This is a genomic window from Coprococcus intestinihominis (assembly GCF_040096555.1).
Classification (GTDB): Bacteria; Bacillota; Clostridia; order Lachnospirales; family Lachnospiraceae; genus Coprococcus_A; species Coprococcus_A intestinihominis.
This window is the reverse complement of record NZ_JBBMEK010000507.1, coordinates 1-752: the sequence shown is the minus strand read 5'-3', so window position 1 is coordinate 752 and position 752 is coordinate 1. Positions and strand designations below refer to the sequence as shown.

The 752-nt window shown below is 46.5% G+C and carries 1 protein-coding gene; it reads left to right on the top strand.

The genetic code is table 11. From position 1 onward, the window contains the following. Window positions 1-752 (top strand): ATP-binding protein (locus WMO25_RS18515; RefSeq protein ID WP_349086730.1); only part of this gene is annotated, 752 nt, incomplete at both ends.

Here is a 752-nt window from a genome sequence, read left to right as displayed (position 1 = left end):
CAGCAAAAAGCGATGGATACATTGGCGCTGAAACATCAGGTGCTGTCTTACGAAACGGTACAGTTCCTGAGTGAGGATGGTACAGTTGGTACAATACGGGTCTTCGACCTGAGAATGACGACAGCAGTAGATGCAGATGAACAGAATGCGATTCTGTCAGCGAATGAAAAACCAGATCTGCATTGGGAAGACATTGTGATATCTGAGGATGCAAAATCTGAATTACAGTATTTCCAGAAATATTTGGAAGACAGCGACAGCTTTTTGAAGAAGGGGGCCAAGGCTCCGAAAGGGCTGCTGCTTTATGGACCGCCGGGGACAGGTAAGACATCGCTGGCCAAAGTAATGGCTTCAGAATCAGATGTTACTTTCCTGACAGCGTCTGCAGATCAGTTTATCAGCAGATGGGCGGGAGAAGGGCCGCAATCGGTTCATAGGATATTTTCTATTGCCAGAAAGTACGCACCGGCTGTTTTGTTTATTGATGAAATTGATGCTATTGGGCGCAGAAGGACAGAGAGTGATACGGGAGATGGACGGCAGGAAATCCTGAATGCGCTGTTGACAGAAATGGATGGATTTAAAAGTTCTGCCAAGAGACCGGTGCTTGTGATGGCTGCTACCAATATGGGAGGCAATAATGGCAGTACAGGTGCGTTGGATCCGGCATTGGTCCGAAGATTTGACAGAAGTATCTGCATTGATCTGCCTGACAGAAAAGGAAGGATCAAATTACTGCATATATTGTGCCA